This is a genomic window from Pseudonocardia sp. HH130629-09 (assembly GCF_001294645.1).
In the GTDB taxonomy this organism is placed as follows: Bacteria; Actinomycetota; Actinomycetes; order Mycobacteriales; family Pseudonocardiaceae; genus Pseudonocardia.
The window spans coordinates 4493687-4517679 of sequence record NZ_CP011868.1; the positions used below are offsets into that span (position 1 = coordinate 4493687).

General features: G+C 73.3%; 30 protein-coding genes. 12 read left to right on the forward strand and 18 right to left on the reverse strand.

The annotated features are described in order from the left end of the window. The first annotated feature begins 151 nt into the window (after positions 1 to 151). Positions 152 to 541 (forward strand): hypothetical protein, encoded by a 390-nt coding sequence (locus tag XF36_RS20720; RefSeq protein ID WP_060713244.1) that lies wholly within the window; start codon positions 152 to 154, stop codon positions 539 to 541. Positions 542 to 1089: 548 nt separating this feature from the next. On the opposite strand, the gene XF36_RS20725 is transcribed toward XF36_RS20720, so the two are convergent. Further along, positions 1090 to 1860 (reverse strand): isoprenyl transferase, encoded by a 771-nt coding sequence (locus tag XF36_RS20725; protein ID WP_060714866.1) that lies wholly within the window; start codon positions 1858 to 1860, stop codon positions 1090 to 1092. Between the two features lie 116 nt (positions 1861 to 1976). On the opposite strand from XF36_RS20725, the gene trhA reads away from it, so the two are divergent. Next, positions 1977 to 2603: a PAQR family membrane homeostasis protein TrhA gene (trhA, locus tag XF36_RS20730; RefSeq protein WP_060714867.1), complete on the forward strand. Its 627-nt coding sequence runs from the start codon at positions 1977 to 1979 to the stop codon at positions 2601 to 2603. A gap of 30 nt (positions 2604 to 2633) precedes the next feature. On the opposite strand, the gene XF36_RS20735 is transcribed toward trhA, so the two are convergent. Next, positions 2634 to 2915, reverse strand: a complete 282-nt coding sequence (locus tag XF36_RS20735; protein WP_145981435.1) for a hypothetical protein — start codon at positions 2913 to 2915, stop codon at positions 2634 to 2636. A gap of 111 nt (positions 2916 to 3026) precedes the next feature. Continuing rightward, on the reverse strand, positions 3027 to 3977 hold the full coding sequence (mca, locus tag XF36_RS20740) for a mycothiol conjugate amidase Mca (protein WP_060714868.1): 951 nt from the start codon (positions 3975 to 3977) through the stop codon (positions 3027 to 3029). 473 nt (positions 3978 to 4450) lie between these two features. On the opposite strand from mca, the gene greA reads away from it, so the two are divergent. Next, positions 4451 to 4939: a transcription elongation factor GreA gene (gene greA / locus XF36_RS20745; RefSeq protein WP_193394047.1), complete on the forward strand. Its 489-nt coding sequence runs from the start codon at positions 4451 to 4453 to the stop codon at positions 4937 to 4939. Between the two features lie 66 nt (positions 4940 to 5005). On the opposite strand, the gene ilvA is transcribed toward greA, so the two are convergent. After that, positions 5006 to 6241 carry a threonine ammonia-lyase gene (ilvA, locus tag XF36_RS20750; RefSeq protein ID WP_060713247.1) on the reverse strand — a complete coding sequence of 412 codons (1236 nt, stop codon included), beginning with the start codon at positions 6239 to 6241 and terminating at the stop codon, positions 5006 to 5008. Positions 6242 to 6332: 91 nt separating this feature from the next. On the opposite strand from ilvA, the gene XF36_RS20755 reads away from it, so the two are divergent. Further along, positions 6333 to 6560: a hypothetical protein gene (locus XF36_RS20755; RefSeq protein WP_060713248.1), complete on the forward strand. Its 228-nt coding sequence runs from the start codon at positions 6333 to 6335 to the stop codon at positions 6558 to 6560. A gap of 17 nt (positions 6561 to 6577) precedes the next feature. Here XF36_RS20755 and XF36_RS20760 read toward each other — a convergent pair whose 3' ends face one another. From XF36_RS20760 to XF36_RS20770, 3 genes are read right to left on the reverse strand one after another with little or no spacing between them, the layout of a single operon-like run. Next, positions 6578 to 7723 carry a cystathionine gamma-synthase gene (locus XF36_RS20760; RefSeq protein WP_060713249.1) on the reverse strand — a complete coding sequence of 382 codons (1146 nt, stop codon included), beginning with the start codon at positions 7721 to 7723 and terminating at the stop codon, positions 6578 to 6580. A gap of 38 nt (positions 7724 to 7761) precedes the next feature. Next, positions 7762 to 9132: a cystathionine beta-synthase gene (locus XF36_RS20765; RefSeq protein WP_060713250.1), complete on the reverse strand. Its 1371-nt coding sequence runs from the start codon at positions 9130 to 9132 to the stop codon at positions 7762 to 7764. Positions 9133 to 9151: 19 nt separating this feature from the next. Beyond that, positions 9152 to 9613 carry a pyridoxamine 5'-phosphate oxidase family protein gene (locus XF36_RS20770; protein WP_043276228.1) on the reverse strand — a complete coding sequence of 154 codons (462 nt, stop codon included), beginning with the start codon at positions 9611 to 9613 and terminating at the stop codon, positions 9152 to 9154. Between the two features lie 112 nt (positions 9614 to 9725). Here XF36_RS20770 and XF36_RS20775 point away from each other — a divergent pair, with 112 nt between their 5' ends. Further along, entirely contained in the window at positions 9726 to 10946 is a 1221-nt protein-coding gene (locus XF36_RS20775; RefSeq protein ID WP_060713251.1) for an acetyl-CoA C-acetyltransferase, read from the forward strand. Between the two features lie 24 nt (positions 10947 to 10970). On the opposite strand, the gene XF36_RS20780 is transcribed toward XF36_RS20775, so the two are convergent. The 3 genes from XF36_RS20780 to XF36_RS20790 all read right to left on the reverse strand — a co-directional run bounded on the left by XF36_RS20780 (position 10971) and on the right by XF36_RS20790 (position 12853). Then, the gene (locus tag XF36_RS20780; protein ID WP_060713252.1) at positions 10971 to 11411 is read right to left on the reverse strand and encodes a hypothetical protein; all 441 of its coding nucleotides are present in this window, start codon (positions 11409 to 11411) and stop codon (positions 10971 to 10973) included. A gap of 145 nt (positions 11412 to 11556) precedes the next feature. After that, complete coding sequence (locus XF36_RS20785; RefSeq protein WP_060713253.1) at positions 11557 to 12378, reverse strand: Bax inhibitor-1/YccA family protein; 822 nt, start codon at positions 12376 to 12378, stop codon at positions 11557 to 11559. A 157-nt stretch (positions 12379 to 12535) separates the two neighbouring features. Then, positions 12536 to 12853: a hypothetical protein gene (locus XF36_RS20790; protein WP_145981436.1), complete on the reverse strand. Its 318-nt coding sequence runs from the start codon at positions 12851 to 12853 to the stop codon at positions 12536 to 12538. A 193-nt stretch (positions 12854 to 13046) separates the two neighbouring features. Between XF36_RS20790 and XF36_RS20795 the strand changes: the two genes are divergently transcribed. Further along, positions 13047 to 13271, forward strand: coding sequence for a hypothetical protein (locus XF36_RS20795; protein WP_020621950.1), 225 nt, complete (start codon positions 13047 to 13049; stop codon positions 13269 to 13271). A gap of 25 nt (positions 13272 to 13296) precedes the next feature. Here the strand turns inward: XF36_RS20795 and XF36_RS20800 are convergent, their stop codons facing one another. After that, the gene (locus XF36_RS20800) at positions 13297 to 13515 is read right to left on the reverse strand and encodes a hypothetical protein (RefSeq protein ID WP_145981437.1); all 219 of its coding nucleotides are present in this window, start codon (positions 13513 to 13515) and stop codon (positions 13297 to 13299) included. A gap of 256 nt (positions 13516 to 13771) precedes the next feature. Here XF36_RS20800 and XF36_RS20805 point away from each other — a divergent pair, with 256 nt between their 5' ends. After that, positions 13772 to 14017, forward strand: a complete 246-nt coding sequence (locus XF36_RS20805) for a DUF397 domain-containing protein (protein WP_060713255.1) — start codon at positions 13772 to 13774, stop codon at positions 14015 to 14017. 7 nt (positions 14018 to 14024) lie between these two features. Here the strand turns inward: XF36_RS20805 and XF36_RS20810 are convergent, their stop codons facing one another. After that, positions 14025 to 15074, reverse strand: a complete 1050-nt coding sequence (locus XF36_RS20810; RefSeq protein ID WP_060713256.1) for an NAD(P)H-dependent flavin oxidoreductase — start codon at positions 15072 to 15074, stop codon at positions 14025 to 14027. Positions 15075 to 15177: 103 nt separating this feature from the next. Here XF36_RS20810 and prcB point away from each other — a divergent pair, with 103 nt between their 5' ends. Then, positions 15178 to 15969 (forward strand): proteasome subunit beta, encoded by a 792-nt coding sequence (prcB, locus tag XF36_RS20815; RefSeq protein ID WP_060713257.1) that lies wholly within the window; start codon positions 15178 to 15180, stop codon positions 15967 to 15969. Positions 15970 to 16033: 64 nt separating this feature from the next. On the opposite strand, the gene XF36_RS20820 is transcribed toward prcB, so the two are convergent. Beyond that, positions 16034 to 16240 carry a hypothetical protein gene (locus XF36_RS20820; RefSeq protein WP_060713258.1) on the reverse strand — a complete coding sequence of 69 codons (207 nt, stop codon included), beginning with the start codon at positions 16238 to 16240 and terminating at the stop codon, positions 16034 to 16036. Between the two features lie 82 nt (positions 16241 to 16322). Here XF36_RS20820 and XF36_RS20825 point away from each other — a divergent pair, with 82 nt between their 5' ends. From XF36_RS20825 to XF36_RS20835, 3 genes are read left to right on the forward strand one after another with little or no spacing between them, the layout of a single operon-like run. Continuing rightward, entirely contained in the window at positions 16323 to 16922 is a 600-nt protein-coding gene (locus tag XF36_RS20825; protein WP_060713259.1) for a TetR/AcrR family transcriptional regulator, read from the forward strand. A gap of 8 nt (positions 16923 to 16930) precedes the next feature. Further along, the gene (locus XF36_RS20830) at positions 16931 to 17425 is read left to right on the forward strand and encodes a DUF1648 domain-containing protein (protein WP_145981438.1); all 495 of its coding nucleotides are present in this window, start codon (positions 16931 to 16933) and stop codon (positions 17423 to 17425) included. A gap of 45 nt (positions 17426 to 17470) precedes the next feature. Next, positions 17471 to 18019 carry a putative immunity protein gene (locus XF36_RS20835; RefSeq protein WP_349675511.1) on the forward strand — a complete coding sequence of 183 codons (549 nt, stop codon included), beginning with the start codon at positions 17471 to 17473 and terminating at the stop codon, positions 18017 to 18019. A 52-nt stretch (positions 18020 to 18071) separates the two neighbouring features. On the opposite strand, the gene XF36_RS20840 is transcribed toward XF36_RS20835, so the two are convergent. The 4 genes from XF36_RS20840 to XF36_RS20855 all read right to left on the reverse strand — a co-directional run bounded on the left by XF36_RS20840 (position 18072) and on the right by XF36_RS20855 (position 20673). Beyond that, positions 18072 to 18896, reverse strand: coding sequence for an alpha/beta fold hydrolase (locus tag XF36_RS20840; RefSeq protein WP_060713261.1), 825 nt, complete (start codon positions 18894 to 18896; stop codon positions 18072 to 18074). 87 nt (positions 18897 to 18983) lie between these two features. Beyond that, entirely contained in the window at positions 18984 to 19538 is a 555-nt protein-coding gene (locus tag XF36_RS20845; RefSeq protein ID WP_060713262.1) for a dihydrofolate reductase family protein, read from the reverse strand. 3 nt (positions 19539 to 19541) lie between these two features. Then, positions 19542 to 20180: a dihydrofolate reductase family protein gene (locus XF36_RS20850; RefSeq protein WP_060713263.1), complete on the reverse strand. Its 639-nt coding sequence runs from the start codon at positions 20178 to 20180 to the stop codon at positions 19542 to 19544. A 220-nt stretch (positions 20181 to 20400) separates the two neighbouring features. Continuing rightward, a complete protein-coding gene (locus XF36_RS20855) occupies positions 20401 to 20673 on the reverse strand; it encodes an ATP-binding protein (protein WP_145981439.1) in 273 nt (90 codons plus the stop codon). A gap of 233 nt (positions 20674 to 20906) precedes the next feature. On the opposite strand from XF36_RS20855, the gene XF36_RS20860 reads away from it, so the two are divergent. Continuing rightward, positions 20907 to 22856: a GAF domain-containing SpoIIE family protein phosphatase gene (locus XF36_RS20860; protein WP_060713265.1), complete on the forward strand. Its 1950-nt coding sequence runs from the start codon at positions 20907 to 20909 to the stop codon at positions 22854 to 22856. 70 nt (positions 22857 to 22926) lie between these two features. On the opposite strand, the gene XF36_RS20865 is transcribed toward XF36_RS20860, so the two are convergent. Next, complete coding sequence (locus XF36_RS20865) at positions 22927 to 23949, reverse strand: NADP-dependent oxidoreductase (protein WP_202968424.1); 1023 nt, start codon at positions 23947 to 23949, stop codon at positions 22927 to 22929. Positions 23950 to 23993 lie beyond the last annotated feature (44 nt).

A 23993-nucleotide genomic window follows, 5' to 3' on the forward strand; every position in this document is an offset into this window, starting at 1 on the left:
AGTGAAAGTGTACCTCGATAGGGTCACGAGATTTGTTTCGTCGGAATAACAGCGGTAGCTTTTCAGGCAGTCGGTACGGGCTCCCCTCGTCAGCGTGCCGGCACGCGTGAGACCGGCTTCGGGCGGACTCGACACTCAACAGGAGAAAACTGTGCTGAAGAAGGCTGGAATCGTGGTTGCGGCCTCCGCCGCGTCCCTGCTCGCCCTGTCCCCGCTCGCCTTCGCCGGCGACAAGGATGGCGACCACGACCACAAGGGCGGCCACCACCACGGTGCCGAGAACGTCATCGACAAGGACGCCAAGGGCCTCATCGCCGGCCTGAACGGCAACAACGTCAACGTGCCGATCCAGGCCTGCAACAACAACGTCCCGGTCAACGTGCTGGGCGTGCAGGTCCCGGTCGAGGACGCCTCCGCCCTCAACGGCCTCACCGGCGCCCTGGGCATCCTGGGCGACGCCAAGGCGAAGTCCGGCGACTCGGTCACGGACCAGTCCGACAACTGCGGCCAGGAGGCCGGCGCCGGCGACTCGATCGGCTGATCTCCTCGCAGATCTGAGAATGCCCCGGAGCTTCTGTTCCGGGGCATTCTCGCGTGTCACCCCTGAGCACCCGCCAGAGTGACCGGAATTCCGCCGGGTCACCGTTCACCGCGTCCGCGCGGTCGAGTTCACTCCGTCGTGTCGACGCCACCGACACCGATCTGATTCACCAATGACGTAATCACGCTCCGTACTCGGGCCGGCGGCCTCGCCGGTCGCCCTCCTCCCGGACACGTTCCAGAGCGCACGACGGTGCCGGACACCGGGCCACGCACACCGACCCCCGGACGCCGGACACGATCACCGGTTGTGGAGCGGAGCGTCCGCAACGCGAACGTCGGACTCCACGACCGGTGATCATGCAGCCCGACAGGTGAAACCAGCCGAGCCGGAGCAGGGCGGCGCGCTGAGCCCGCTCGCGTTCGCGGGTGAGCACGGTTGCGACACCTACATCGAGGACAGCAGCACCAAGGCCGAGACCTCGACCGTCGAGGGCTCCGAGAGAGCTACGGCGAGTGAGTCGACCGGGAGCTACGGTCGATCCGAGTTCATCCGCCGAAACGTCGGTGTCGCGCGCCGAAGTCGCGCAGGGCGCGCAGGAAATCGACGCGGCGGAACTCGGGCCAGTAGGCCTCGCAGAACCAGAACTCCGAGTGGGCCGACTGCCACAGCAGGAACCCCGACAGACGTTGCTCACCGCTGGTCCGGATGACGAGGTCCGGGTCGGGCTGACCGGAGGTGTAGAGGTGCTCCGCGATGTGGTCGACGTCGAGCGACTCCGCGAGCTCCTCGATCGTCCGTCCCGCCTCCGCCTGGGTCAGCAGCATCTTGCGGACGGCGTCCGCGATCTCCTGCCGGCCGCCGTAGCCGACGGCGACGTTCAGCTGGATGCCCCCGCGGTCGCTGGTACGGGCGACCGCCGCGGTCAGCCGGTCGGCCAGGCTGCTCGGCAACAGCTCCATCGCGCCGACCACCCGCAGCCGCCACGGCGTGTCCGGACCGGAGAGGTCGTCGACGACCCCGGCGATGATCTCCAGAAGGTCCTTCAGCTCCTCCGGGGAGCGGGTGTCCAGGTTGTCGGTGGACAGCAGGAACACCGTGACGACCTCGACGCCGGCCTCCGAGCACCAGCCGAGCATCTCCGCGATCTTTGCCGCGCCGGCGCGGTGCCCCTCCGCGGGGTCGACCAGGCCGGCCTCCCGCGCCCAGCGGCGGTTGCCGTCGAGGATGAGCGCCACGTGCCTGGGCCGCTCGGCCCCGGCGATCTGACGCAGGATCCTGCGCTCGTACACCGTGTAGAGCAGGTCTCGGAGGGCCACGTACACGGAGCCTAGTCCCGCGTGTGGCGTTCGTCCGCCGGACGGGACCCCCGCCGTCTCGACCCGTAACGTCGGGGCGTGTGAGCATCGCCCCGTCCGTCCCGCTCAAGCCCCGTATGCGGGGCTGGCTGCACCTGTGGAGCCTCGTCGGTTCCGTCTTCGCGTGCGCCGCACTGATCAGCGTCGCGGGGGCGCTCGTCGGGACCTCCGCGGCCGTGGCCACGGCCGTCTACACACTGACCACGTTCGGCTTGTTCGGGATCAGCGCGCTGTACCACCGGCACACCTGGGTCGACCCGGCCCGGCGACGGCTGATGAAGCGCCTCGACCACTCGATGATCTTCCTGTTCATCGCGGGCACCTACACGCCGGTCTCGGTGCTGGCGCTCCCCGTGGCGACCGCCACCTGGGTGCTCGCCGTCGTCTGGGGCGGGGCACTCGCCGGGGTCGCGCTCAAGCTCGCCTGGCCGACCGCGCCGGCCTGGGTGGGGGTGCCGATCTACATCGCGCTCGGGTGGGTCGCGGTGTTCGTGCTGCCCGGGCTGCTGGCCGGAGGCGGGGTCGCCGCGCTCGTCCTGCTGCTCGCCGGCGGGGCGCTCTACACCGTCGGCGCGGTCATGTACGCGCTGCGACGGCCCGACCCGTGGCCCGCGACGTTCGGCTACCACGAGTTCTTCCACGCCGCGACGGTCCTGGCCTGGGCCTGCCACCACGTCGCGATCTGGCTGGTCCTGCTGCGCTGAGCCGCATGCGCCGGCGCGGAGAGGTCGCGCTCAGGGGCGCGTCGGCCCGGCGTGGCCGCGGTCGGTCGTGGTGCCCGGTGCGGTCCCGGCCGGGTCGGCGCCCTCGGCGTCGCCGTCGAAGGACTCCGGGAGCCGGGTGATGCGCTTGCTCATGTTGCGGACGAGGAACACCGTCGCCAGCAACAGGAGCAGCACGATCGCCAGCCCGGCGGGTGCGGCGTTGCCCCATTCCGGCAGCTGCCCGGGGGGCGGCGGCCGGTCCTGCGTCGGGACGAGCAGGCCCGTCACGACCTGGTTCACCACAGCCGTCACGTTCTCGACCTGCACCGCCGCGCGCCTCCGTACTCCGGTTCCCGGATCATCGGCACCGTCCCGGAGCTGCGGGACGGGCCGGTGGCCAGGCTACCCGCGGGGCCCGCGCCCTCAGCCGGCGCGGCGGCGCTCCCCGCCGACCTCGACGGGGATGCCGGCGAACAGGTCGTCCTCCGGGATGTCGGTGTCGACCAGGGAGTGGACCAGCTCGTAGTCCTCGGTGGGCCAGACCCGGGCCTGCACCTCGAGCGGGGTGAAGAAGAACCTGCTGTTCGGGTCGATCTGGGTGGCGTGCGCGCGCAACGCGTCGTCCCGCCGGCCGAACCAGTCCGCGCACGGGACCCTGGTGGTCACCCGGGTGCCGGGGTCGGGCCGGTCGCTCGTCCAGTTGTCCAGCCACTCCGCGTACGGCGACTCCTGGCCGGACTCGACGATCGCGTTGTGGAAGGCCTCCAGCCGGGCCTTGGAGAAGCCGTGGCCGTAGTACAGCTTCACCGGCTGCCACGGTGCGCCGGACTCGAGCAGGCGCGCCGGGTCGCCGGCCGCCTCCCAGGCCGCCATCGAGATGACGTGGGTGCGGATGTGGTCCGGGTGCGGGTACCCGCCGTTCTCGTCGTAGGTGACGATCACATGCGGGCGGAACTCGCGGATCACCCGCACCAAGGCGGCGGTCTGCTCCTCGACGTCGCCCAGGGCGAAGCAGCCCTCGGGGAGCGGGGGCGTGGGGTCGCCCTCGGGCAGACCCGAGTCGACGAAGCCGAGCCACACGTGCTGCACGCCGAGGATCTCGGCGGCGCGCGCCATCTCCGCGTTGCGGACGGAGGCCATGTTCTCCAGGACGTCCGGCCGCTCCATGGCGGGGTTCAGGATGCTGCCCCGCTCGCCACCGGTGCAGGTCACGACCATGACCTCGTGACCCTCGTCGACGTACCGGGCGGTGGTCGCCGCGCCCTTGGACGACTCGTCGTCGGGGTGGGCGTGCACCGTCATCAACCGGGGACGCTCGCCGGGCGCCGGGAGCTGCACCGGACGCGGGGCGGACGGGGTGTGCTGCGTAGCCATCGGGGCGAGTTCCTCCACGGTCACCGGACTCGGGTCCCGCGCCGGGGGTCTGCCGGCGACGGGCGGCGAGGTCGTGCTCTGGGGACGATCCTGGCAGAGGGGACCGACAGGGACCGGCGAGCACGGGCTCCGGGATCGGCAACGCCGTCACCGGTGCCATCTGTTCCCGCGCGGCCGCCGGCCTGCGGCGGGCGGTTCCGGCCGCGGCGCGGTACGCCGCGGGGCCGCCGTCGGCAACCCTGCTACCTGCGAATAGTCGGATGTGGGGAACTAAGCGGACCCCGCGCCCGTTCACCGAAAGGCTGCGGCGAGCAGCACCCCCCGTGGTAAGCTCGGGACCTCACGACCCGCAGGCGGGTCGTGTTTTTCCTTACTCGGGGCGTGCCGCTCGGAGCCGCCACCCCCGTGTGCCCCGCCGGGCGCCAGGCGTTCCGGCGGCGACACGTCCTGTTCTCCTGGAGGAGTTGATGACGGTGACGGACACCCAGGCCACCTGGCTGACCCAGGACGCCTACGACCGGCTGAAGGCCGAGCTGGACGGGTTGATCGAGAACCGGCCCGTCATCGCTGCGGAGATCAACGCCCGCCGCGAGGAGGGCGACCTGAAGGAGAACGGCGGCTACCACGCCGCCCGCGAGGAGCAGGGCCAGCAGGAGGCCCGCATCCGCCAGCTCCAGGAGCTGCTGCGCACCGCCCAGGTCGGCACCGTGCCGTCCAGCTCCGACGAGGCGTCCCCCGGCACCGTCCTCGAGATCCGGTACGAGGACGACGACGAGACCGAGAAGGTCCTGCTCGGTTCCCGCGAGGAGGGCAGCCACGGCGACCTCCAGGTCATCTCCCCGAACTCCCCGCTCGGCGCGGCACTGCTCGGCGCCAAGCCGGGTGACACCCGCGAGTACCAGCTGCCCGACGGCGGCCGCATGACGGTGACCCTGGCGTCGGTGGAGGCGTTCACGGGCTGACCCCACCCACCCCGCCGAACGGGCCCGGCCGGTCGGCCGGGCCCGTTCGCGTGCAGGGGGTGGCGGTCAGGGGGTGGCGACGGCGTGCCCGGCGTCGCGCAGGTCGGCGAGGATGGCGTCGCGGTGCTCGGGCCCACGGGTCTCGACGCTGAGTTCGACGTCGACCTCCCCCACCGCCAGCGCGCCGCTGATCCGCGAGTGCGCCACGTCGGTGACGTTCGCCCCGAGCCGCCCGACCCGGGCCAGGAGCTCCGCGAGCGCGCCGGGACGGTCGGGCATGCGCAGGTGCAACGTGAGGTAGCGCGACGAGGCGACCAGGCCGTGTCGGATGACCTGCAGCAGCACGAGCGGGTCGACGTTGCCGCCGGACAGCACGCACACGACCGGCCCCGGCCAGCGGCCCGGGTGCTCCAGCAGCGCGGCGACCGACGCGGCGCCGGCCGGCTCCACGATCATCTTCGCCCGCTCCAGGCAGTGCAGGAGGGCCGCGGACAGCGCGTCCTCCGACACCGTGACCATCTCGTCGATCAGGGCGGAGACCTGCGCGAACGTGACGTCCCCCGGGCGTCCGACCGCGATCCCGTCGGCCATCGTGCGCATCCCGCCGACCGGCATCGGCCGACCCGCCGCCAGTGACGAGGGCCAGGCCGCCGCGCCCGCCGCCTGCACTCCGACGATCCGCAGGTCCGGTCGGGCGGCCCGCATGACCGCGGCCGTCCCGCCGAGCAGTCCGCCACCACCCGCGGAGACGAGCACCGTCCCGACGTCGGGGACCTGTTCGAGGATCTCGCAGCCGACGGTGCCCTGGCCGGCGATGATGTCGGTGTGGTCGAAGGGGTGCACGAACACCGCGCCCGACCGCTCCGCGGCGGCGGTCGCGGCCGTGACCGCCTCGTCGACGGTGCGGCCGGTGAGCACGACCTCGGCTCCGTAGCCGCGGGTCGCGTCGACCTTCGGCAGCGCCGCTCGCTCGGGCATGTAGACCGTGGCGCGCACGCCGAGCAACCGTGCCGCGAGCGCGACGCCCTGGGCGTGGTTGCCCGCCGACGCCGCGACGACGCCGCCGGCGCGCTCGTCGTCGGACAGGCGGGCGATGCGGGTGTAGGCACCGCGGATCTTGAACGAACCGGTGCGCTGGAGGTTCTCGCACTTCAGTCCGACCCGGGTGCCGGTCAGGTCGGAGAGGGCGCGGGCACCGGCGACGGGTGTGGTGCGCACGACGCCGGCGAGCAGTTCCCGGGCGAAGAGCACATCGCCGGCGGTGACCGGGGGGATGACGGGGGCGTCCTGTGGGGCGGCCATCCCGGCAGTCTCGCATCGCCCCGGGTAACCTCGCCGGTGTCTCACCGGGCGTGACGTCTCCAGCGCGCCCGGTGTCGGGAGGGACTCGCGAATGACGCGCCTGCGCACCACCGCACCGCTGCTGCTGGCCGCCGGCCTGGCCGCGCTGGCGCTGGCGACCGTGCAGGACGCGGGCTGCGCGGATCCGGGGCGCTACGAGCCCCACGGCGACGGAACGTGGTCGCTGGTCGGCGGCTGCGTCGACCCGGGTGACCTGGTCGTCCCGCCGCCGCCGGTCGTCGAGCCGCCCGCGCCGTCGCCGGAGCAGTCCCGCAGCTGAGCCGCACCGGGCGGGGGCTACCGCACGGCGTCGAGCGCGGCCCGCAGGTCGTCGAGCAGGTCGTCGGCGTCCTCGATGCCGACCGACAGCCGGACGAGCGAGTCCGGCACCTCCAGCATCGAGCCCGCGGTCGAGGCGTGGGTCATCTGGCCGGGGTGCTCGATCAGCGACTCGATCCCGCCGAGCGACTCGGCAAGGGTGAACAGCCGGGTGCCCGCGCAGATCCGCAGCGCCGCGTCGAGCCCGCCCGCGGCGAGGAAGGACACCATGCCGCCGAACCGGCGCATCTGCTTGGCCGCGACCTCGTGGCCGGGGTGCTCCGGCAGCCCCGGGTAGAGCACCGAGGACACCGCCGGGTGCGCGGCCAGCATCTCGGCGACCCGCTCGGCGTTGTCGCAGTGGCGCTCCATCCGCACCGCGAGGGTCTTCGCGCCACGCAGGGTCAGCCACGCGTCGAACGGGCCGGGCACCGACCCGGTGGAGTTCTGGACGAACGAGATCTGCTCGGCCAGCGCGTCGTCGTCGGTGACCAGCGCCCCGCCGACGACGTCGGAGTGGCCCCCGACGTACTTGGTCGTGGAGTGCACGACGACGTCGGCACCCAGGGCCAGCGGCGTTTGCAGGTACGGCGAGGCGAAGGTGTTGTCGACGACGAGCCGCGCACCCGCGGCGTGCGCGACCCCGGAGAGGACCGCGATGTCGGCGATCCCCAGCAGCGGGTTGGTCGGGGTCTCGCACCACACGACCTTCGTCGTGGGCCGCAGCGCCGCGCGCAGGGCGTCGTGGTCGGCGAGGTCGGCCGGGGTGTGCTCGACGCCGTACCCGGCCAGCACCTTGTCGACCAGCCGGAACGTGCCGCCGTAGGCGTCGTGCGGGATGACCAGGTGGTCACCGGGCCGCAGCAGGACGCGCAGTAGGGTGTCCGTCGCGCCCATCCCCGAGCCGAAGGCGTGCGCGTGCCGGCCGCCCTCCAGGGCGGCGAGCTGGTCCTGCAGCACGGTCCGGGTCGGGTTGGCGCTGCGGGAGTACTCGTACCCGCCGCGGACCCCGCCGACGCCGTCCTGGGCGTAGGTCGAGCTCGTGTGGATGGACGTCGTGACCGCGCCGGTCGTCGGGTCCGGAACCTGGCCGGCGTGGATCGCGCGCGTGGAGAAGCCCTGCATGGGCGCCGAGGCTACTCCCGGCGCCCGTGCGGACCGGATCAGGCGTTGCCGCCGAGGAATGCGATCACGTCGGAACGGGTGACGACGCCCGCGGGCTTGCCGTCCTCCAGCACCAGCGCGGCGTCGGCCTTGGCGAAGGCCTCCATCGCGTCCTGCACCGACTCGCCGGCGCCGAGGGTCGGCAGCGGCGGGGACATGTGGTCCTCGAGCCGGTCCGAGAGCTTGGCCCGCCCGGTGAACAGCGCGTCGAGCAGGTCGCGTTCGCTGACCGAGCCGGCGACCTCGGCCGCCATGACCGGCGGCTCCGCCTTGACCACGGGCATCTGGGAGACGCCGAACTCGCGCAGGTAGAGCGCGGCGTCGGCGACGGTCTCGTTGGGGTGGGCGTGCACCAGCGAGGGCAGTGCGCCGTCCTTGCGCCGCAGCACGTCGCCGATGGTCGTGCCCTGCGACGGGGGGAGGAAGCCGTAGCTGGCCATCCAGCGGTCGTTGAAGACCTTGCCGAGGTAGCCGCGGCCACCGTCGGGCAGCAGCACGACGACCACCGCGTCCGCGGGCAGCGTCGCGGCCACCCGCAGCGCGGCGACGGTCGCCATCCCGCAGGAACCGCCGACGAGCAGCGCCTCCTCGCGGGCGAGGCGGCGGGTCATCTCGAAGGAGTCGGCGTCGGAGACGGCGACGATCTCGTCGCAGACGTCGCGGTCGTAGGTGGTCGGCCAGAAGTCCTCGCCGACGCCCTCGACCAGGTAGGGACGGCCGGTCCCGCCGGAGTAGACCGAGCCCTCCGGGTCGGCACCGATGATCCGCACGGCACCGTTCGACCTCTCCTTGAGGTACCGCCCGATGCCCGAGATGGTGCCGCCGGTACCGATCCCCGCCACGAAGTGCGTGATCCGGCCCTCGGTCTGCTCCCAGATCTCCGGGCCCGTCGAGTGGTAGTGCGACTCGGGGTTGGCCGGGTTCGCGTACTGGTTCGGCTTCCAGGCGCCCTCGATCTCGCGGACCAGACGGTCGGAGGTCCGGTAGTAGGAGTCCGGGTGGTCCGGCTCGACAGCCGTCGGGCACACCACGACCTCGGCGCCGTAGGCCTTGAGGACGTTGCGCTTGTCCTCCCCGACCTTGTCCGGGCACACGAACACGCAGTGGTAGCCCTTGCGCTGGGCGACCATCGCCAGCCCGACGCCGGTGTTGCCCGAGGTCGGCTCGACGATCGTGCCGCCGGGACGCAGCTCACCGGAGGCCTCGGCGGTCTCGACCATCCGCAGGGCGATGCGGTCCTTCACCGATCCACCGGGGTTCAGGTACTCGACCTTGGCCAGGACCGGCGGGGCGATGCCCTCCGCCGTCGCTCCCAGCCGGACGAGGGGTGTGTTCCCGACCAGGTCGACGACGTGCTCGACATAACGCATGCATGCATCCTCGCACCGTTCACTCGCGCGAGACCTCGTGCATCCCGCCTGCCGGGGTCCACCACCGCACCACGAGACGGTTCCGCGCGTCGTTCAGCCCGGTCCAGACGACCTCGGTCAGGTCGACGCGGAACGCGTCGCCGGTGACCGGCCCGGAGAGCGGGCCCTGCAGCACCGCCCGGCCCGACACCTTCAGGTCACCGTCGCCGAGATCCCCGCCGGACTGGTCGGCGGGTGCGGCGTGCAGCGCGAACCGCGGGTCCCGCCGCAGGTCGGAGCCCTTCCGGGCGCCCGGCATCGATCCGAAGGAGAGCTCGGTGTCACCGGCCGCGTCGTCCAGCACCACCTCGATCCCGGAGACGCGCGGTGACCCGTCGGCCCGCAGCGTCGCGATCACGAGCGCGATCCCCCGCCGCAGGATCCGCTCGGACAGCTCGGCGAACGCGGGCTCGGCCCGCCGGAAGTCTCCCCACGTCGTCATGGACGAGAGCATGCCGCGCACCCCTGACGGTTTCGTCACGCCGTCTCCCGATCATCGGTTACCGGCGAGTAGGGTCCAAGGTAGTGGTACCTGCGATGGAGGAGGACGTCCCATGCCCGAAGCCGTGATCGTCGCCGCGGCCCGGTCCCCGATCGGCCGCGCCAACAAGGGCTCCCTCGCCGGGATGCGCCCGGACGACCTGACCGTGCAGATGATCCGCGCCGCCCTCGGCCAGGTCCCGCAGCTGGACCCGGCCGAGATCGACGACCTGATGCTCGGCTGCGGCCTGCCCGGCGGGGAGCAGGGCAACAACCTGGCCCGGATCGTCGCGATCCAGCTCGGCTACGACTCGCTGCCCGGCACCACCATCACCCGGTACTGCTCGTCGTCGCTGCAGACGACCCGGATGGCGCTGCACGCGATCAAGGCGGGCGAGGGCGACGTCTTCGTCTCCGCCGGCGTCGAGACCGTCTCCCGCTTCTCCCGCGGCACGTCGGACTCCTGGCCGGACACGCACAACCCGCTGTTCGCCGACGCGGAGGCCCGTACCGCCGAGACCGCGGAGAAGGGCGCCGAGACCTGGACCGACCCTCGCGACCAGAACCTGCTGCCCGACGCCTACATCGCGATGGGGCAGACGGCGGAGAACCTGGCCCGGTACAAGGACGTGTCGCGCGAGGACATGGACCGCTTCGCGGTGCAGTCGCAGAACCGCGCCGAGCAGGCCATCGCCGACGGCTTCTTCGCCCGTGAGATCACCCCGGTGACGCTGCCCGACGGCACGGTCGTCGACACCGACGACGGCCCGCGTCCGGGCACCACCTACGACAAGATCTCGCAGCTCAAGCCGGTCTTCCGTCCGGACGGGCGGATCACCGCGGGCAACGCCTGCCCGCTCAACGACGGCGCCGCCGCTCTGGTGATCATGTCCGACAGCAGGGCCGAGCAGCTCGGGGTCACCCCGCTCGCACGGGTCGTGTCCACCGGTGTCACCGGGCTCTCGCCGGAGATCATGGGCTACGGCCCGGTCGAGGCGTCGCAGCAGGCACTGCGTCGCGCGGGTCTCACGATCGACGACATCGACCTCATCGAGATCAACGAGGCGTTCGCCGCGCAGGTCCTGCCCAGCGCGCGCGACCTCGGCATCGACGAGGCGAAGCTGAACGTGCACGGCGGCGCGATCGCGCTGGGCCACCCGTTCGGCATGACCGGCGCCCGGATCACCACGACCCTGATGAACGGTCTGCGCAGCACCGGCGGCCGGTACGGGCTGGAGACGATGTGCGTCGGCGGCGGCCAGGGCATGGCGCTGGTGATCGAGAACCTCGCCTGACCCACGGCGTCCCCCGGGACGGGGTCAGGCCGCGCGGCCGGGCGGGTCGATGCGCACACCCGTGGTCTCGATCGCGGCCTCGGTCCGCAACCGGGCGAGCTCCCGGTCGGCGTCGAGCGCGCCCTGGGTGCCACCCGCCTCGACGTGGGCGCGCAGCGGCGGGTCCTCGACGCCGACGGCCCGGCAGACGTCGAGCAGGACGTCGTCGTAGGCGGCCAGCAGCGCCAGCCGCCGGACCCGGGTGGCCTGCGGGGGCCCGCGGCGCAGCCGGTCGAGCCGGCGCAGGTCGGCGACGAGCCGTTCCAGTGGCGGCCCGATCGGGCGCGGCGTCGGACGGCCTCGCCGCGCGGCGGCCCGGCGCGCCAGCCGGGACAGGTGCACCAGCAGTCCCACCAGCACCACGGGGCCGAAGGCGATCGCCAGGAAGACGGTGATCCCGGTGACGACCGGGTCGTTCCCGGGCACGGCACCGACGCTACGGCTCCCGGCTCCGCCGGACCACCCCCGACACGACGACGCCGCGGACACCGGAGGTGTCCGCGGCGCGCGCGACCGGAGGGGGCGATTCCGGCCGCACCCGGCCCTCACGGGCCGGGTCGTGGGTGACCGGTCAGTCCTGGCGCAGGTAGCTCAGCAGGCGCAGGATCTCGATGTAGAGCCAGACGATCGTGGTCATGAGGCCGAAGGCGAGGTACCAGGAGTACTTCGCCGGAACACCCGCCTTGACCGCGTTGTCCGCGGCGTCGAAGTCCATCAGCAGGCTGAACGCCGCCACACCGATCACGACGATGCTGAACAGGATGGCCAGCGGGCCGCCGTCACGGAGGCCGAAGCCGCCCTCCATGAAGAAGCTCGCGACCAGGTTGGCCAGCATGAGGACGACGACGCCGATCAGGGCGCCCATCATCCACTTGGTGAAGCGCGGCGTGACCCGGACGGCACCGGTCTTGTAGACGACCAGCATGCCGAAGAAGACACCGGCGGTGCCGATGACGGCCTGGATCCCGATCCCCTGCAGGGCCGGGCTCTGCTGCATCATCCCGGTGATGCCGCCGAGGGCGACACCTATCGCGCCGGAGTAGATCAGCGTCAGCGGAGCGCTGGGCTTCTGCTTGAAGATGACGATCAGCGAGACGACCAGGCCGACGAGGAACGCCGGCAGGGCCAGGATGTAGAGCCCCGACATCACGGTCAGGATGCCGGCGACCAGCGCGAGACCCGCGCTGATCGCGGTCTTCTGGACGACGTCGTCGACCGTGATCGGGCGACCCGTCTCCTGCGTGGCCTGGGTCGGGTCGACGTAGGACGGCTGGGAGCCGGCCATGGCGGCGCCCCCGCCCATCATGCCGCCACCCGAGCGGTCGAACGTGGCGTAGCCGCCCTGCTGCTGTGTGGGCAGGTTGCGGAACGCCGGATTGCTCGTGGAGCGCACCTGGATCCTCCTCGACGGACGTGTGCGGGGCCCACCTCTGGCAGGCCCTCACACGTGTGCAACGCCGAGGGAGAGCCGGGGGTTCCCGCTGGTAAAAGAAAATTTACCGCGTCCGGGGGTCCGGCGTCAGTCCTGTCCCCCCAACAACGGGCGGTGATCACCGCCCCGGGAGTCTCACCTGCGGGAACGTCGACGTCGTCGGCAGCGGTTCGGCACGCACCGCCGGCATCTCGGGCGTGGTGTCGTCGTGCCGGTCGTCCACGGTGTCGAGGGAGTCCACGGTGTCGACGGAGTCGGCACGCCCGTCGGCCAGCGGCGCGTCACCGCGCATCTCGGCGCGGATCAACGCCGGCCAGCGCCCGACCGAACCGAGCGCGGCCACCGCGGCGCGGCGTCCCGCCGGGCTGACCAGCACGGCGACCACGACGACCAACGCGACGGCGACGACCACGCCGCTGGAACCCGGAGCGAACACGGGCGTACCTCCTCGCAGAAGCGGGCGCCCGGCCGGGGGCAGCCGGGACCCACCCTCGCGTCGTACAACGATCCTGTGGCGGGTCGGTCACGGGCCGTCACCGTGCAGCGGGCGGACCCGGGCGGGCCGCACTACTGTCGGCGCGTTCGCGACGGCGCCTCCGTCGCCCCTCCAGTGAAAGGACGGTCCGGATATGTGGGCCCTGCTCTCCCGGCACCTGCGCGTGTGGCTGCTGCTGGCGGTCGGTGCACCGCTGCTGGCCTGGCTCCTGGGCAAGATCGGCGACGCCGTCGAGCGCCGCCGCGGCCCCAACACCCTGACCAAGCTGATCCGTTCGGGCCGCCGCTACCTGGAACGGCGCAGCCGGGGACCGCTGCGCCGCCACGAGCAGACCGACCCCGAGCGGCTCGCCCGCTGACGACTCCCGCGCCGGCGCCGCAGGCTCAGGCCGGCAGCATCCGGCGCAGACCCCAGCCGCGCCGGCGGTCGGGGCGCCGCCGCGGTGCCTCGTCCGCCGGGGGCGTCGGGTCGAGCTGTCCGCAGCGGCCGCACGGCACCCCGGCGACGTCGATCAGCGGGGCCGGGGACACCAGGTGGCCGCACAGCGCCGCGTAGCGGCCGGTCCGCACCGAGTGCGGCGCACAGAGTTCCGCGTCGGTCACCTTGTGTGCACGACCATCGAGAACCGACGTCAGCGTCAGGACATCGGGGCAGCCGGCGTCGTTCGTCCGTCCGGCGGTCACGACGACGCCCACACGATGGCAGATCCGTGCGTCGACCGGCGCATTTCTCTGGCCTCCTCAGCGTGTCAGTCGTTCCATCGTCACGGATCACACTTGCGGATGCAAGATCCCTTCCACAGTCTTTCGACACTCTCCGCAGTCAAACGGACGCCGCGGACACATCCGGAGGTCCCCCATGTCCCACTCGAACGGCACGCGCGCAGCAGATCTCGGCCCGGTGACGTGGCGTCGCCCGGCCGGCGGGGCGGCCGAGGGGCAGAACGTGGAGTTCGCCGTCCTCGACGACGGCCAGGTCGCCGTCCGCAACGCCCGCGACCCCGAGGGCCCGGTCCTCGTCTACACCCCGGCCGAGATCTCCGCGTTCGTCGACGGCGCCAAGAAGGGCGAGTTCGACGACATGGTCGACCCCTTCCGCGACTGAGCCGGGCTCACGGCAGCAGCGGGTCCGCCTCGCGCCACAGCCGGGCGACCACCTCGGACGCGGGGTCGGTCGTCGCGCGTCCGGCGGCCTGGCCCGCCCAGTGGTTCACCCGGTCGACCGCGCCGGGCTCACCCGCGCGGTAGCGGGCCACCAGGCGTCGCTGGTGGGGGTAGGGCCCCGGCGCCGGGGCGCCCGGCACGGTCCAGGCCCGGACGAAGTCGGTGGCGATGCCGCGGGACAGCCGGCCGGTGTAGGCGCGGGTGGTCGTCGTACCGGTGGGGTCCAGGCCGTCGAGCCGGGCGGACCAGCCGTCGTCGATCCCGGCCTCGGGGCTGCGCAGCAGCGCCGTCCCCACCTGCACCGCACTCGCGCCGAGGGTGAGCGCGGCGGCCAGGGCCCGGCCGTCGCCGATCGCCCCGGCGGCGACCACCGGGACACCGACGGCGTCGGCCACCCACGGGACGAGCGCGAGCAGCCCGACCGAGACGGCCTCGGCGTCGGCGGGGTCGGTGGTGCCACGGTGCCCGCCCGCCTCCATCCCCTGCGCGACGACGGCGTCGGCCCCCGCCCGCTCCGCCGCGAGGGCCTCGGAGCGGGTCGTGACCGTCGCGAACCAGGCACAGCCCGCACCGTGCACCGCGGCGACCTGCTCGGCCGTGAACAGCCCCATGATCGTCGAGACGACGGCCGGCCGGGCTGCCAGGACGGCGGCGAGCTGGTCGGAGAACGCCGGTCCGGGGCCGCCGGGCGGAGCCGGCGCACCGCCCAGGGAGTCGAGATAGGCGGTCTGGAGGCCCACGTCGTCGTCGGTGGGCGGGTCGGGGATCCACAGGTTGAGCTGGAACGGAGCGGTCCCGGCGAGGGCGCGGAAGCGAGCGGCCCAGTCGGCGATCGCCTCCGGGGTGTCGTTGACGACGCCGGCCGCGCCCATGCCCCCGGCCGCGGCCACCGCGGCCGCGAGCTCGGGCGGGCAGGCCCCGGCCATGGGGGCCTCCAGGACCGGGACCCGCAGCCCGTGGCGTGTGCAGAAGGACTCGGCCCGGCTCCGTGCGCTCACCGTCGCGAGTGTGCCACTGCACCGCGGGTGGACCGGGGCGGCGCGGACAGGAAGGATCGAACCCCGACCCCGTCCCGCAGTGCGAAGGAGCCCGCTCCCCCTCATGACCGGACCCTCGTTCCTCGAGCAGCTGCGCGCGCACGCACCCGGGCTGCTGCCCTCGCACCTCCCGCGCGACCCCGCCGACCGCGTCCCGGCCGACCTGGACGTCCCGCACGGCACCACGATCATCGCGCTGACCTGGGCCGACGGGGTGCTGCTGGCCGGCGACCGGCGCGCCACCTCCGGCAACCTGATCGCGCAGAAGGACCTGGTGAAGGTCGTCGGCATCGACGACACCTCCGCCGCCGGGTTCGCCGGCTCGGTCGGGCACGCACTGCAGATGCTGAAGCTGTTCGCGGCCGAGGTGGAGCAGTACGAGAAGGTCGAGGGCGCCCCGATCAGCCAGGAGGGCAAGGTGCGCAGGCTGTCGAGCATCGTGCGGGAGAACCTGGGCGCGGCGATGCAGGGATTCGTCGCGCTGCCGCTGTTCGTCGGCTACGACCAGACCGACCCCGACCCGGTCCGCATCGTCACCTACGACCCGACCGGCAGCATCAAGCGCGCCCGGTCCGGCTACGTCGGCATCGGCTCGGGCTCGCAGTTCGCCGAGGCATCGCTGAAGAAGCGGCACGATCCGGGCACGGACCGGGCCGGGGCGATCGCGCTCGCGGTGAACGCCTTGTGGGACGCCGCCGACGACGACACCGCCACCGCGGGCCCCGACCTCACCCGCGCCCTGTTCCCGAACCTGATCACCGTGACCGCCCGTGGCGTCGAGGAGGTCGGCGAGATCGAGGTCCGGGCGGCGACCGAGCGGATGCTGGCCGAGCGCGCGGCGCGCCCGGGCGGCTGAGTGGGCGGAGCCGGCGGGTGGGTCCGGGCAGCGGCTCCCGGCCGCAGCCCCGGAGCGGCGCCGCTCAGCCGGCCCGCCCCCTCCGGTCGGCCGCCACGACGACGACCGCGGCGACCGCGAGCAGGACCGCCGGGTAGGCCCAGGGCAGCTCGGGCGCGTCGCCGACCAGGAACGTCCACAGCCCGATCCGGCCGGTGACCAGGTACTGCAGTAGCGGGACCACGCCGAGGACGATCCCGAGGAACCCCGCCACGTTCTGCGCCGTCTTCATGCCCCTCCTCATTCGATGCGTTCGCATTGCAACAGCACGGGCGGCGGGGTGTCAAATGCGACCGCATTGCTACGATGGCCCCGTGCCACGATCGGTCGACCACGACGCCCGCCGCTCCGAGATCGCCGACGCCGTGCTCGGCCTCGTCGCACAGGCCGGCACCGAGGCCGTCTCGCTGCGGTCGGTCGCGGCCGAGGCCGGCATCTCGATGGGGCGCGTGCAGCACTACTTCGCCAGCAAGGACGCCCTGCTGCTGCACGCCCTGGACCGCTCGCACCGCCAGATGGAGGAGCGCATCGAGACCCGGGCACGTGCCGCGGGCGGCGACGACCGCACCGTCCTCGCGACGATCCTCGACGAGCTGCTCGGCGGGCACCCCCGGACCCGCGACGCGCTGCGCATCCACGCCGCATTCGCCACGCGGGAGGTCGACGAGCGCGCCCGGGCGATCCTCACCGACGGCGACGACGAGATCCTCGCCCTCGCGGTGCGGGTCGTCGCGGACGCCGGCGCGGCCGACCCCGCCACCGACGCACACGCGCTGCTCGCCCTGACCTCGGGCCTCAGCTCGGAGGTCGCACTGCACGGCGCCCCCGTCGAGCGCGCGCGGCGCACCCTGACCGCGATGCTCGACCGGCTCGTCCCGGCCGGGGTCGGCGCGCAGCCCGGCGACCCGGGATGATCCGGGCCGTGCGCCCGTGGTTCCCCCTTCTCGCCGGTGCGGTGTTCTACGCCTTCTCCCTGGTGTGGGCGGCCGGCGAGCTCCCCGCGGACGGGGTGCCGCTGCACTTCGATCCCGCCGGGGTGCCCACCGCCTTCGGCAGCCGCGCCGGTTTCCTGACCCTCGCGGCGCTGTTCGGGCTGCTCGTGGCGGGGACCGGGTCCGGGCTGCACCGCCTGGTCACGACGGGGCCGCTGACGCGAGTGTCGGTGCCGCACCGCGAGCACTGGATGCGCCCGCAACGGGTCGGGCGGCTGCGCCGCATGCTCGCCGAGGACATGGGTCGGATCTTCGGGGCCACGCTGCTGCTGCTCACCGCGGTCCCGGTGGCGACCGTGTACGCGACCCGCGCCCAGCCGCCCCGGCTGCCGGTCGGGCCGGTGTGGGTGGTGCTGACGCTGCTGGTCGCCGGGATCGTCGGGTACTGCGTGTACCTGACCCGCCATCGCTACCGTCCGACCTGAGCCCGGGGATGGTGGGGCCCGGGCACGGTGCGGCACGATGCCGGGGTGGCACGGATCGGACCGGGAGACGTCGCCCTCACCATGGCCGACCTGCGCGTCGTGACCCGGTTCACCGCGGGGTGCGCCGCCGAGGTGCTCCCCCTGTTCGACGACCCCGGTGACGACCGCCCCCGCGCGGCGCTCGACGCGGCCCGGGTCTTCGCCGACGGCGCCGAGCGCTCCCGGCGGCAGCGGGTGACCGCGGTCGGGGCGGCGAGGGCGGCCAGGACCGCCCGCACCCCGCCCGGGCGGCACGCCGCGCTCGCCGCGGCCGACGCCGCCGCGTCGGCGTACCTGCACCCGCTGGCGAAGGCCACCCAGGTCGGTCACATCCTGCGAGCGGCCGCCCACGCCGCGCACGCCGTCGAGCTCGCCGGCGGCGACGCCCCCCGCGGCGGCGACGCCCACCTCGCCCGGGTGCTGCTGTGTGCGACCCCGGAGCTGGTCGACGTCCTGTGCCGCTACCCACGCGCGCCCACCGGCCGCAGCCGGGTCGCCGCCCTGATGTCCGGGCTGGACGACGCGCTGCGCAGCCGGGAGGACCACGGCCGATGAGTCCGCGACCGCGGACCGACCGCGGGGCCGGCCGCCCTGCCCCGCGCCGGGCTCAGGCGCCGCGGGCCACCCCGGCGAGAGCGGCCTCCGCGAACGCCTCCGGGGCCTCGGTGTGCACGAGGTGCCCCGCGCCCTCGACGACCTCGGTGTGCAGCCCGGGCACGACGGCGGCGACCCGGCGGTGCAGGTCGGCGTACCACCCGATGCTGCGCCCGCCCAGCAGCCAGGTGACCGGGACGGGGATGTCGGCCAGCCGCGCCGTCGGGACGTGCTCCATCATCAGTCCGTAGGGGTGGACGCCGAGTTCGGCGAGCACGCTCGGCGCGTTCGCGTACAGCTCCTCCTTCGCCTCGGCCGGGAGCGGGTCGAAGCCGTTGCCGCCGTCGGCCCAGCCGGCCGCCCAGCGGAAGAAGCGCGCAGCCGCGTCCCGGCGGCGTCCGCGGGCCTGGTCGAGCTTCGTCCGCGCGAGCACGCCGAGCAGCGACGGGGTCGCACCCCGCAGCCCGTGCCACGGCGCCTCGACGACCACCAGCGACCGGAACAGCTCGGGCCGCTCCACCGCGCAGGCGAGCGCGGTGTTGCCGCCGGAGCTCCAGCCCAGGACGTGCGCGGGCGCGCCTGCACACTCGATGACCGCGGCCAGGTCGGCGACGTGCACCCGGTAGTCGCGCACCGGCGGGTGCGTCGACCGGCCGTAGCCGCGACGGTCGTAGGCGAGCACGCGGTGGCCACCGGCGGCGAGCTCGTGCACGGTCGAGCCCCAGGACGACGCCTGGGCCCCCGTCCCGTGCACGAGCACGAGAGGGTCGCCGTCGCCGTACTCGTCGCCGACCAGGGTCGAGCCCACCACCGGGGTCCGCACCGTCGCGCCCTCCACCGTCCGTCCGTTGCGGACAGACTACGTGCCGCTCCACCGGCGGCGGCTCCGGTGTCGACGGTCCGGCGGCGACCGGCCGGACCCGGGTCAGCGGACCCGCTGGTATCGCAGGTGCACCGTGCCGCCGGCGAAGGTGCGCTGCTCGAGCAGCCGCAGCCGCAGGTCGGCTCCGGGCGGGAGGAACGGGGTGCCGCCGCCGAGCACGACCGGCACCACCCGCGGGCGGAACTCGTCGACCAGGTCCAGCAGCGACGCCGCCAGCCCGGGCCCTCCGACGGCCAGCTCGCCGTCGACGTCCGCCTTCAGCCGGGTGACCTCCTCGACCGCGTCGGCGCGGCGGACGAGGCGGCAGCCCGGCGCGACCGACTCCAGCGAATCGGAGAACACGACCCGCGGGATCGCGGTGTAGAGCCGCGCGAACTCGGCCTCCACCTCGTGCCCGTCGGCCCGCTCCGGTGCGGTCCAGAAGTCCTCCATCACCTCGTACAGCCCGCGGCCGAACAGGAACACCGACGTGGCGCGGGTCTGGTCGTTGGACAGCCGGTGCACCTCCTCGTCGGGGTCGGTGAAGTCGATGCGACCGGCGGGGTCCTCGACGTGGCCGTCGAGGGACATGCTCATCGAGTAGGTGACGACGCCCACGTCTCAGGTCCTCCGGTTCCAGAACTGGTGGGTGCGGCCGCTCGGCGAGACCACCGACTCGACCGTGAAGCGCTCCTCGACACCGTCCAGCCCGGTCCAGAGCGGGACCCCGCGGCCGAGGGTGATCGGCGCGATCACCAGGTGCATGACGTCGACGAGGTCGGCCTCGAGGAACTGACGGATGGTGGTGGGTCCGCCACCGAGGCGGACGTCCTGCCCGCGGGCGACCTCCCGGGCGAGCCCGAGCACCTCGTGCGCCGATCCGTCGACGAAGTGGAAGGTCGTCCCGTCGGCGAACTCGATCGGAGGGCGCGGGTGGTGGGTCATGACGAACACCGGCGTCCGGAACGGCGTCTCGTCGCCCCACCAGCCGCGCCACCCGTCGTCGGGCCAGGAACCGGTCTGCGGACCGAACTTGCGGCGGCCCATGATCTCGGCGCCGATCCCCTGGCCCCACAGGGTGGTCAGGGCACGGTCGAGTGTGACGGGGCCGTCCACGCCACCGACGCCGTGGATGAACCGCCCGTCGAACCCGGCGAACAGCTTCCCGGCGGCGCCGATCGGGGCGTCGAGGGACACGTGGTCGCCCGCGGCGTACCCGTCGAGCGAGACGTTCAGGTTGTGCACGCGTGTCCGGGACATGGCTCCTCCAGGGCGGTCGGCCTCGCAGTGCGGACCGCCGGGCGGGCCGGAACTCATCGGCCGCGCACGCACGCGTCCTCGGACGTGCCGCGCGGGTCCCTCCTCACCCACGGCCCACGCGATCGGCCGTGACGGGGGCACTGTGGCGAAGCTCGCGTGGCGACGCCGCAGGATCCCGTGCGGTCGGCACCAGGGCGTGGACACTGCCCGGCCGAGGGGATCAGGCGGGGAGTGCGATGTTTGCCCACACGGTCTTGCCGCCGAGGGTCCGTCTCACGCCCCATGTGGCGAAGGCACCGACGAGGGTGAGCCCCCTGCCGCGGTTGCCGCCCAGGCGCGAACGTCCGGGGGTGAGAACGCCGTCCGGATCGGTGTCGTCGACCTCGATCAGCCATCCGTCGGCGACGGACCGGAGCCGGACCTCGCCACCGCCACCGCCGTGGTCGACCGCGTTCGACACCAGCTCGGTGCAGACCACCTCCGCCCGGAGCACCAGGTCCCCGGACCCGTCGAGGTGTTCACCAATCCACCGACGCAGTGACGGCAGACAGGAGTGGTCGACGAAGCGACGGGTCAGTGACCGACCGCTGCGGGGCATTCGTCTCCCTCGGTCGGGTACAACGCACTGGACGTCGGATGCGACCGTCGGTAGGAATTACCCACGACGCTGAGCCGTCATTCGCAGGTGGCCCGGCGACTGGTGTGAGCTGGATAACCAGGAGCACGATGTCCGACGACACCACGCACGACACGGTGAGCCTGACCCCGGAGCGTGCCGCCCGGGACAGCTCGGAGCGGCTCACGGCGTTGCGGCGGGCCGGGCTCGGGGCCGACTCGGATCCGGAGATGGAACGCTTCGCTGCGTGGGTTCAGCGCGCGCTGTCGGTTCCCGTCGCCCTCGTGAGCCTGGTCCAGCCCGATCGTCAGGTCTTCCCCGGGATGGCGGGTCTGACCGGGCCGGCCGCCACCGCCCGGTCGACCCCGCTGACCCACTCGTTCTGCCAGTACGTCGTCACCTCCGCGCACCCGCTGGTCATCACCGACGTGCGGCTGGATCCCCGGCTCGGCGACGACCTCGAACTCCCCGGCCTCGGGGTCGTCGCCTATGCCGGGATGCCGCTGACCGATGAGCACGACCAGGTCCTCGGCTCGCTCGGCGCGATCGACACCGAGCCCCGGTGCTGGACGACGGACGAGATCTTCGCCCTCGGCGAGATCGCCCGCTCCTGCTCGACCGAGCTGCGTCTACGCCTGGCCCGGTACGACACGAGCACCGAGACCGACCGCCGCGACGAGGCCGCCTCCGCACAGCGACGAGCTCATCAGCGCAGCCGGATGCTGCTGCGCGCCTCCCAGTCCTTCAGCGACACCAACACCGTGCACGACGTGCGCGCACGCATCGATGAGCTTCTCGGTGGCGAGCTCGCTCCCACCTACGTCGAGACGGTCCTCCGCGACCGGAGAGGGCGCCTGCACAGCCTTCCGGCCGGAGCCCGGACACCGACGGAGGCCGACGACCTCGACGGTGACGGTGACGTCGATCCGACCGCGCCCAGGGAGCTGACGGCGCCCCTTCGTTCGCACACCCCGGCGGCGATGGCGATCCGGGAGCAGCGCGTCGTGCACTACCGCGACCGGGACGAGCTCGCCACGGCCCACCCGGTGGAGACGGTCGAGGCGATGCGCCGCCGCGGGCTGCACACCGTCGTCGCCGCTCCCGTCCCCGGCCATGCGGCGTCGGCCGGCGCCATCCTGCTCGGCTGGGACCGGCACGACGCGGTGCAGACCGCGGACCTGCTCACGATCGCCACCATCGCCGGGTACGCCGGGCAGGCCCTCAGGCGCGCGCGGGACCTGCGCCACCGCGAGTCGGTCGCCCATGAGATGCAGAACGCCATGCTGACCGTGCTCCCCGAAGTCGAGGGGCTGTCGATGGCGGCCCGCTACGCCCCGGCAGACGCCCGGTTGAACGTGGGCGGGGACTGGTACGACGTCACGGTGATGCCCGGCACCCGGCGCCCGGACGCTCCCGTCGTGGGGATCTCGGTCGGAGACATAGTCGGGCACGACCTCCCCGCGGTCACGCTGATGGGACAAGTCCGATCCATGCTGCGCCAGGCAGCCTGGGACCACCCCGGGAAACCGCCCTCGACCGTGCTCTCAGCCTTCGAGACCGCGAACCGTGAGCTCCGGTTGGGGGCCGCCGGAACCGCGGTCCTCGCCTACTCCCACCGGATCGCCGACGGTCGGTGGCTGGTGCGATGGACCAACGCCGGGCATCCGCCCCCGATCCTGATCCGCCCCGACGGCACCGCCGAACAACTCGTCGACCACGACGCACTGTTCGGCTTCGACATCGCCGTCGGAGAGGTGCGCACCGACCACGAACTCCTCGTCGAGCCCGGCTCCGCCCTGCTGCTGCACACCGACGGCCTGGTGGACGCTCCCGGGCTGGACGTGGACGCCGCCACCGAGGCGCTGCTCGCCACCGTCGCACAGGTCGCGACGGCTACACCCGACGACATCGTCGACGCAGCCATGGGGAGGTTGCCCGAGCCCGCCCACGACGACGCCGTCGCACTCGCGATCCGCTTCCATGCCGCGTCCGAGGCATCACCGGACGCCGTTCCGCCTCCATGGGCACGAGCCAGGCCCTCGCATCGGGGGGTCGGGTAGCGGAGCGACGGCGCCGCGACCGGGCCGCACTACCGTCGACAGGCACCCCGGCCGGGGCCACCCACACCGCTCACGCGTCCTGGTCTGCGACGCTCAGCACGATCTTTCCCTGCATGTGTCCCTGCGCGGCGCGGGCGTGGGCCCGTGCGGCGTCGGCGAGTGTGTAGACGCTGTCGATCGCGGGCCGCACTGCTCCGGTCTCGAGGAGGTGGGCGAGCTGGGCCATCTGGGCGCCGTCGGCTCGGACCTGGATCGCGGTCGTGACGACCCCCCGCGCGGCGACCTCGTCGGGGTCGTACTGGGCGAGGTAGACCGGGAACAGCGAACCGCCGCGGCGCAACGTGGGGAGGAACCGTCCGCTGTCGGGTCCGCCGACGACGTCGAGCACGAGGTCGAGGTCGGCGACGACCGCCTCCGGGCGCTGCTCGGTGTAGTCGATGACCTCGTCGGCGCCGAGGCCGAGCAGGAACTCGCGATGCCGCCCCGAGGCGACGGCGATGACGTGGGCGCCCCGCCACTTGGCGAGCTGGACCGCGAGGTGTCCGACGCCGCCGGCGGCGCCGTTGACCAGGACCCTGGTGCCGGGTCCGAGCGGGACGGGGCGGTGGCGGGCCTCCTGGAAGGGGGAAGGATGGTCGTGACCGACCTCGATGAGGAACTGCCAGGCGGTGAGCCCTGCCATGGGCACGGCGGCGGCGTGCACGTGATCGATGCCCGTCGGCTTGCGGGCGAGGTCGGTCGCGGGCGCACTGACGTAGTCGGCGTAGGTCTCGGCGTTCATCGGCTGCGGGAAGCGCAGCATCCCGAAGACCTCGTCGCCGACCGCGAAGTCCACGACGCCCTCGCCGAGGGCTGCGACCACGCCCGAGACGTCGGTTCCCAGGATGAGTGGCAGCGTCATCGGGGGACGGAGCTCCGCCGGGACCTCGGGCATCCCCTCGCGCAGATACCAGTCCGGCGGGTTCAGGCACGCCGCGTGTACCCGCACGAGCACCTCCCCGGGCCCCGGCTCGGGCACGGGCACCTGCTCCTCGATGAGGACCTCCGGTCCGCCGAACTCGTGCAGCCGGACCGCTCGCATGCTCTCGGGCATGATCTGCTCCTTCGACTCGGTCGTCCGCTAGGATCAAGCGGAGC

Bases quoted from the DNA above. Each gene is read 5' to 3' on its own strand.
- XF36_RS20770 (WP_043276228.1), bottom strand. From the start codon at position 9,613: ATGACGACGTGGGGAGACTTCCGGCGGGCCGAGCCCGCGTTCGCCGAG.
- XF36_RS20795 (WP_020621950.1), top strand. From the start codon at position 13,047: ATGTGGGCCCTGCTCTCCCGGCACCTGCGCGTGTGGCTGCTGCTGGCG.
- XF36_RS20865 (WP_202968424.1), bottom strand. From the start codon at position 23,949: ATGCCCGAGAGCATGCGAGCGGTCCGGCTGCACGAGTTCGGCGGACCG.
- XF36_RS20820 (WP_060713258.1), bottom strand. From the start codon at position 16,240: ATGAAGACGGCGCAGAACGTGGCGGGGTTCCTCGGGATCGTCCTCGGC.
- trhA (WP_060714867.1), top strand. From the start codon at position 1,977: ATGCGGGGCTGGCTGCACCTGTGGAGCCTCGTCGGTTCCGTCTTCGCG.
- XF36_RS20765 (WP_060713250.1), bottom strand. From the start codon at position 9,132: ATGCGTTATGTCGAGCACGTCGTCGACCTGGTCGGGAACACACCCCTC.
- prcB (WP_060713257.1), top strand. From the start codon at position 15,178: ATGACCGGACCCTCGTTCCTCGAGCAGCTGCGCGCGCACGCACCCGGG.
- XF36_RS20860 (WP_060713265.1), top strand. From the start codon at position 20,907: ATGTCCGACGACACCACGCACGACACGGTGAGCCTGACCCCGGAGCGT.
- XF36_RS20755 (WP_060713248.1), top strand. From the start codon at position 6,333: ATGACGCGCCTGCGCACCACCGCACCGCTGCTGCTGGCCGCCGGCCTG.
- mca (WP_060714868.1), bottom strand. From the start codon at position 3,977: ATGGCTACGCAGCACACCCCGTCCGCCCCGCGTCCGGTGCAGCTCCCG.
- ilvA (WP_060713247.1), bottom strand. From the start codon at position 6,241: ATGGCCGCCCCACAGGACGCCCCCGTCATCCCCCCGGTCACCGCCGGC.
- XF36_RS20775 (WP_060713251.1), top strand. From the start codon at position 9,726: ATGCCCGAAGCCGTGATCGTCGCCGCGGCCCGGTCCCCGATCGGCCGC.
- XF36_RS20850 (WP_060713263.1), bottom strand. From the start codon at position 20,180: ATGTCCCGGACACGCGTGCACAACCTGAACGTCTCGCTCGACGGGTAC.
- XF36_RS20760 (WP_060713249.1), bottom strand. From the start codon at position 7,723: ATGCAGGGCTTCTCCACGCGCGCGATCCACGCCGGCCAGGTTCCGGAC.
- XF36_RS20805 (WP_060713255.1), top strand. From the start codon at position 13,772: ATGTCCCACTCGAACGGCACGCGCGCAGCAGATCTCGGCCCGGTGACG.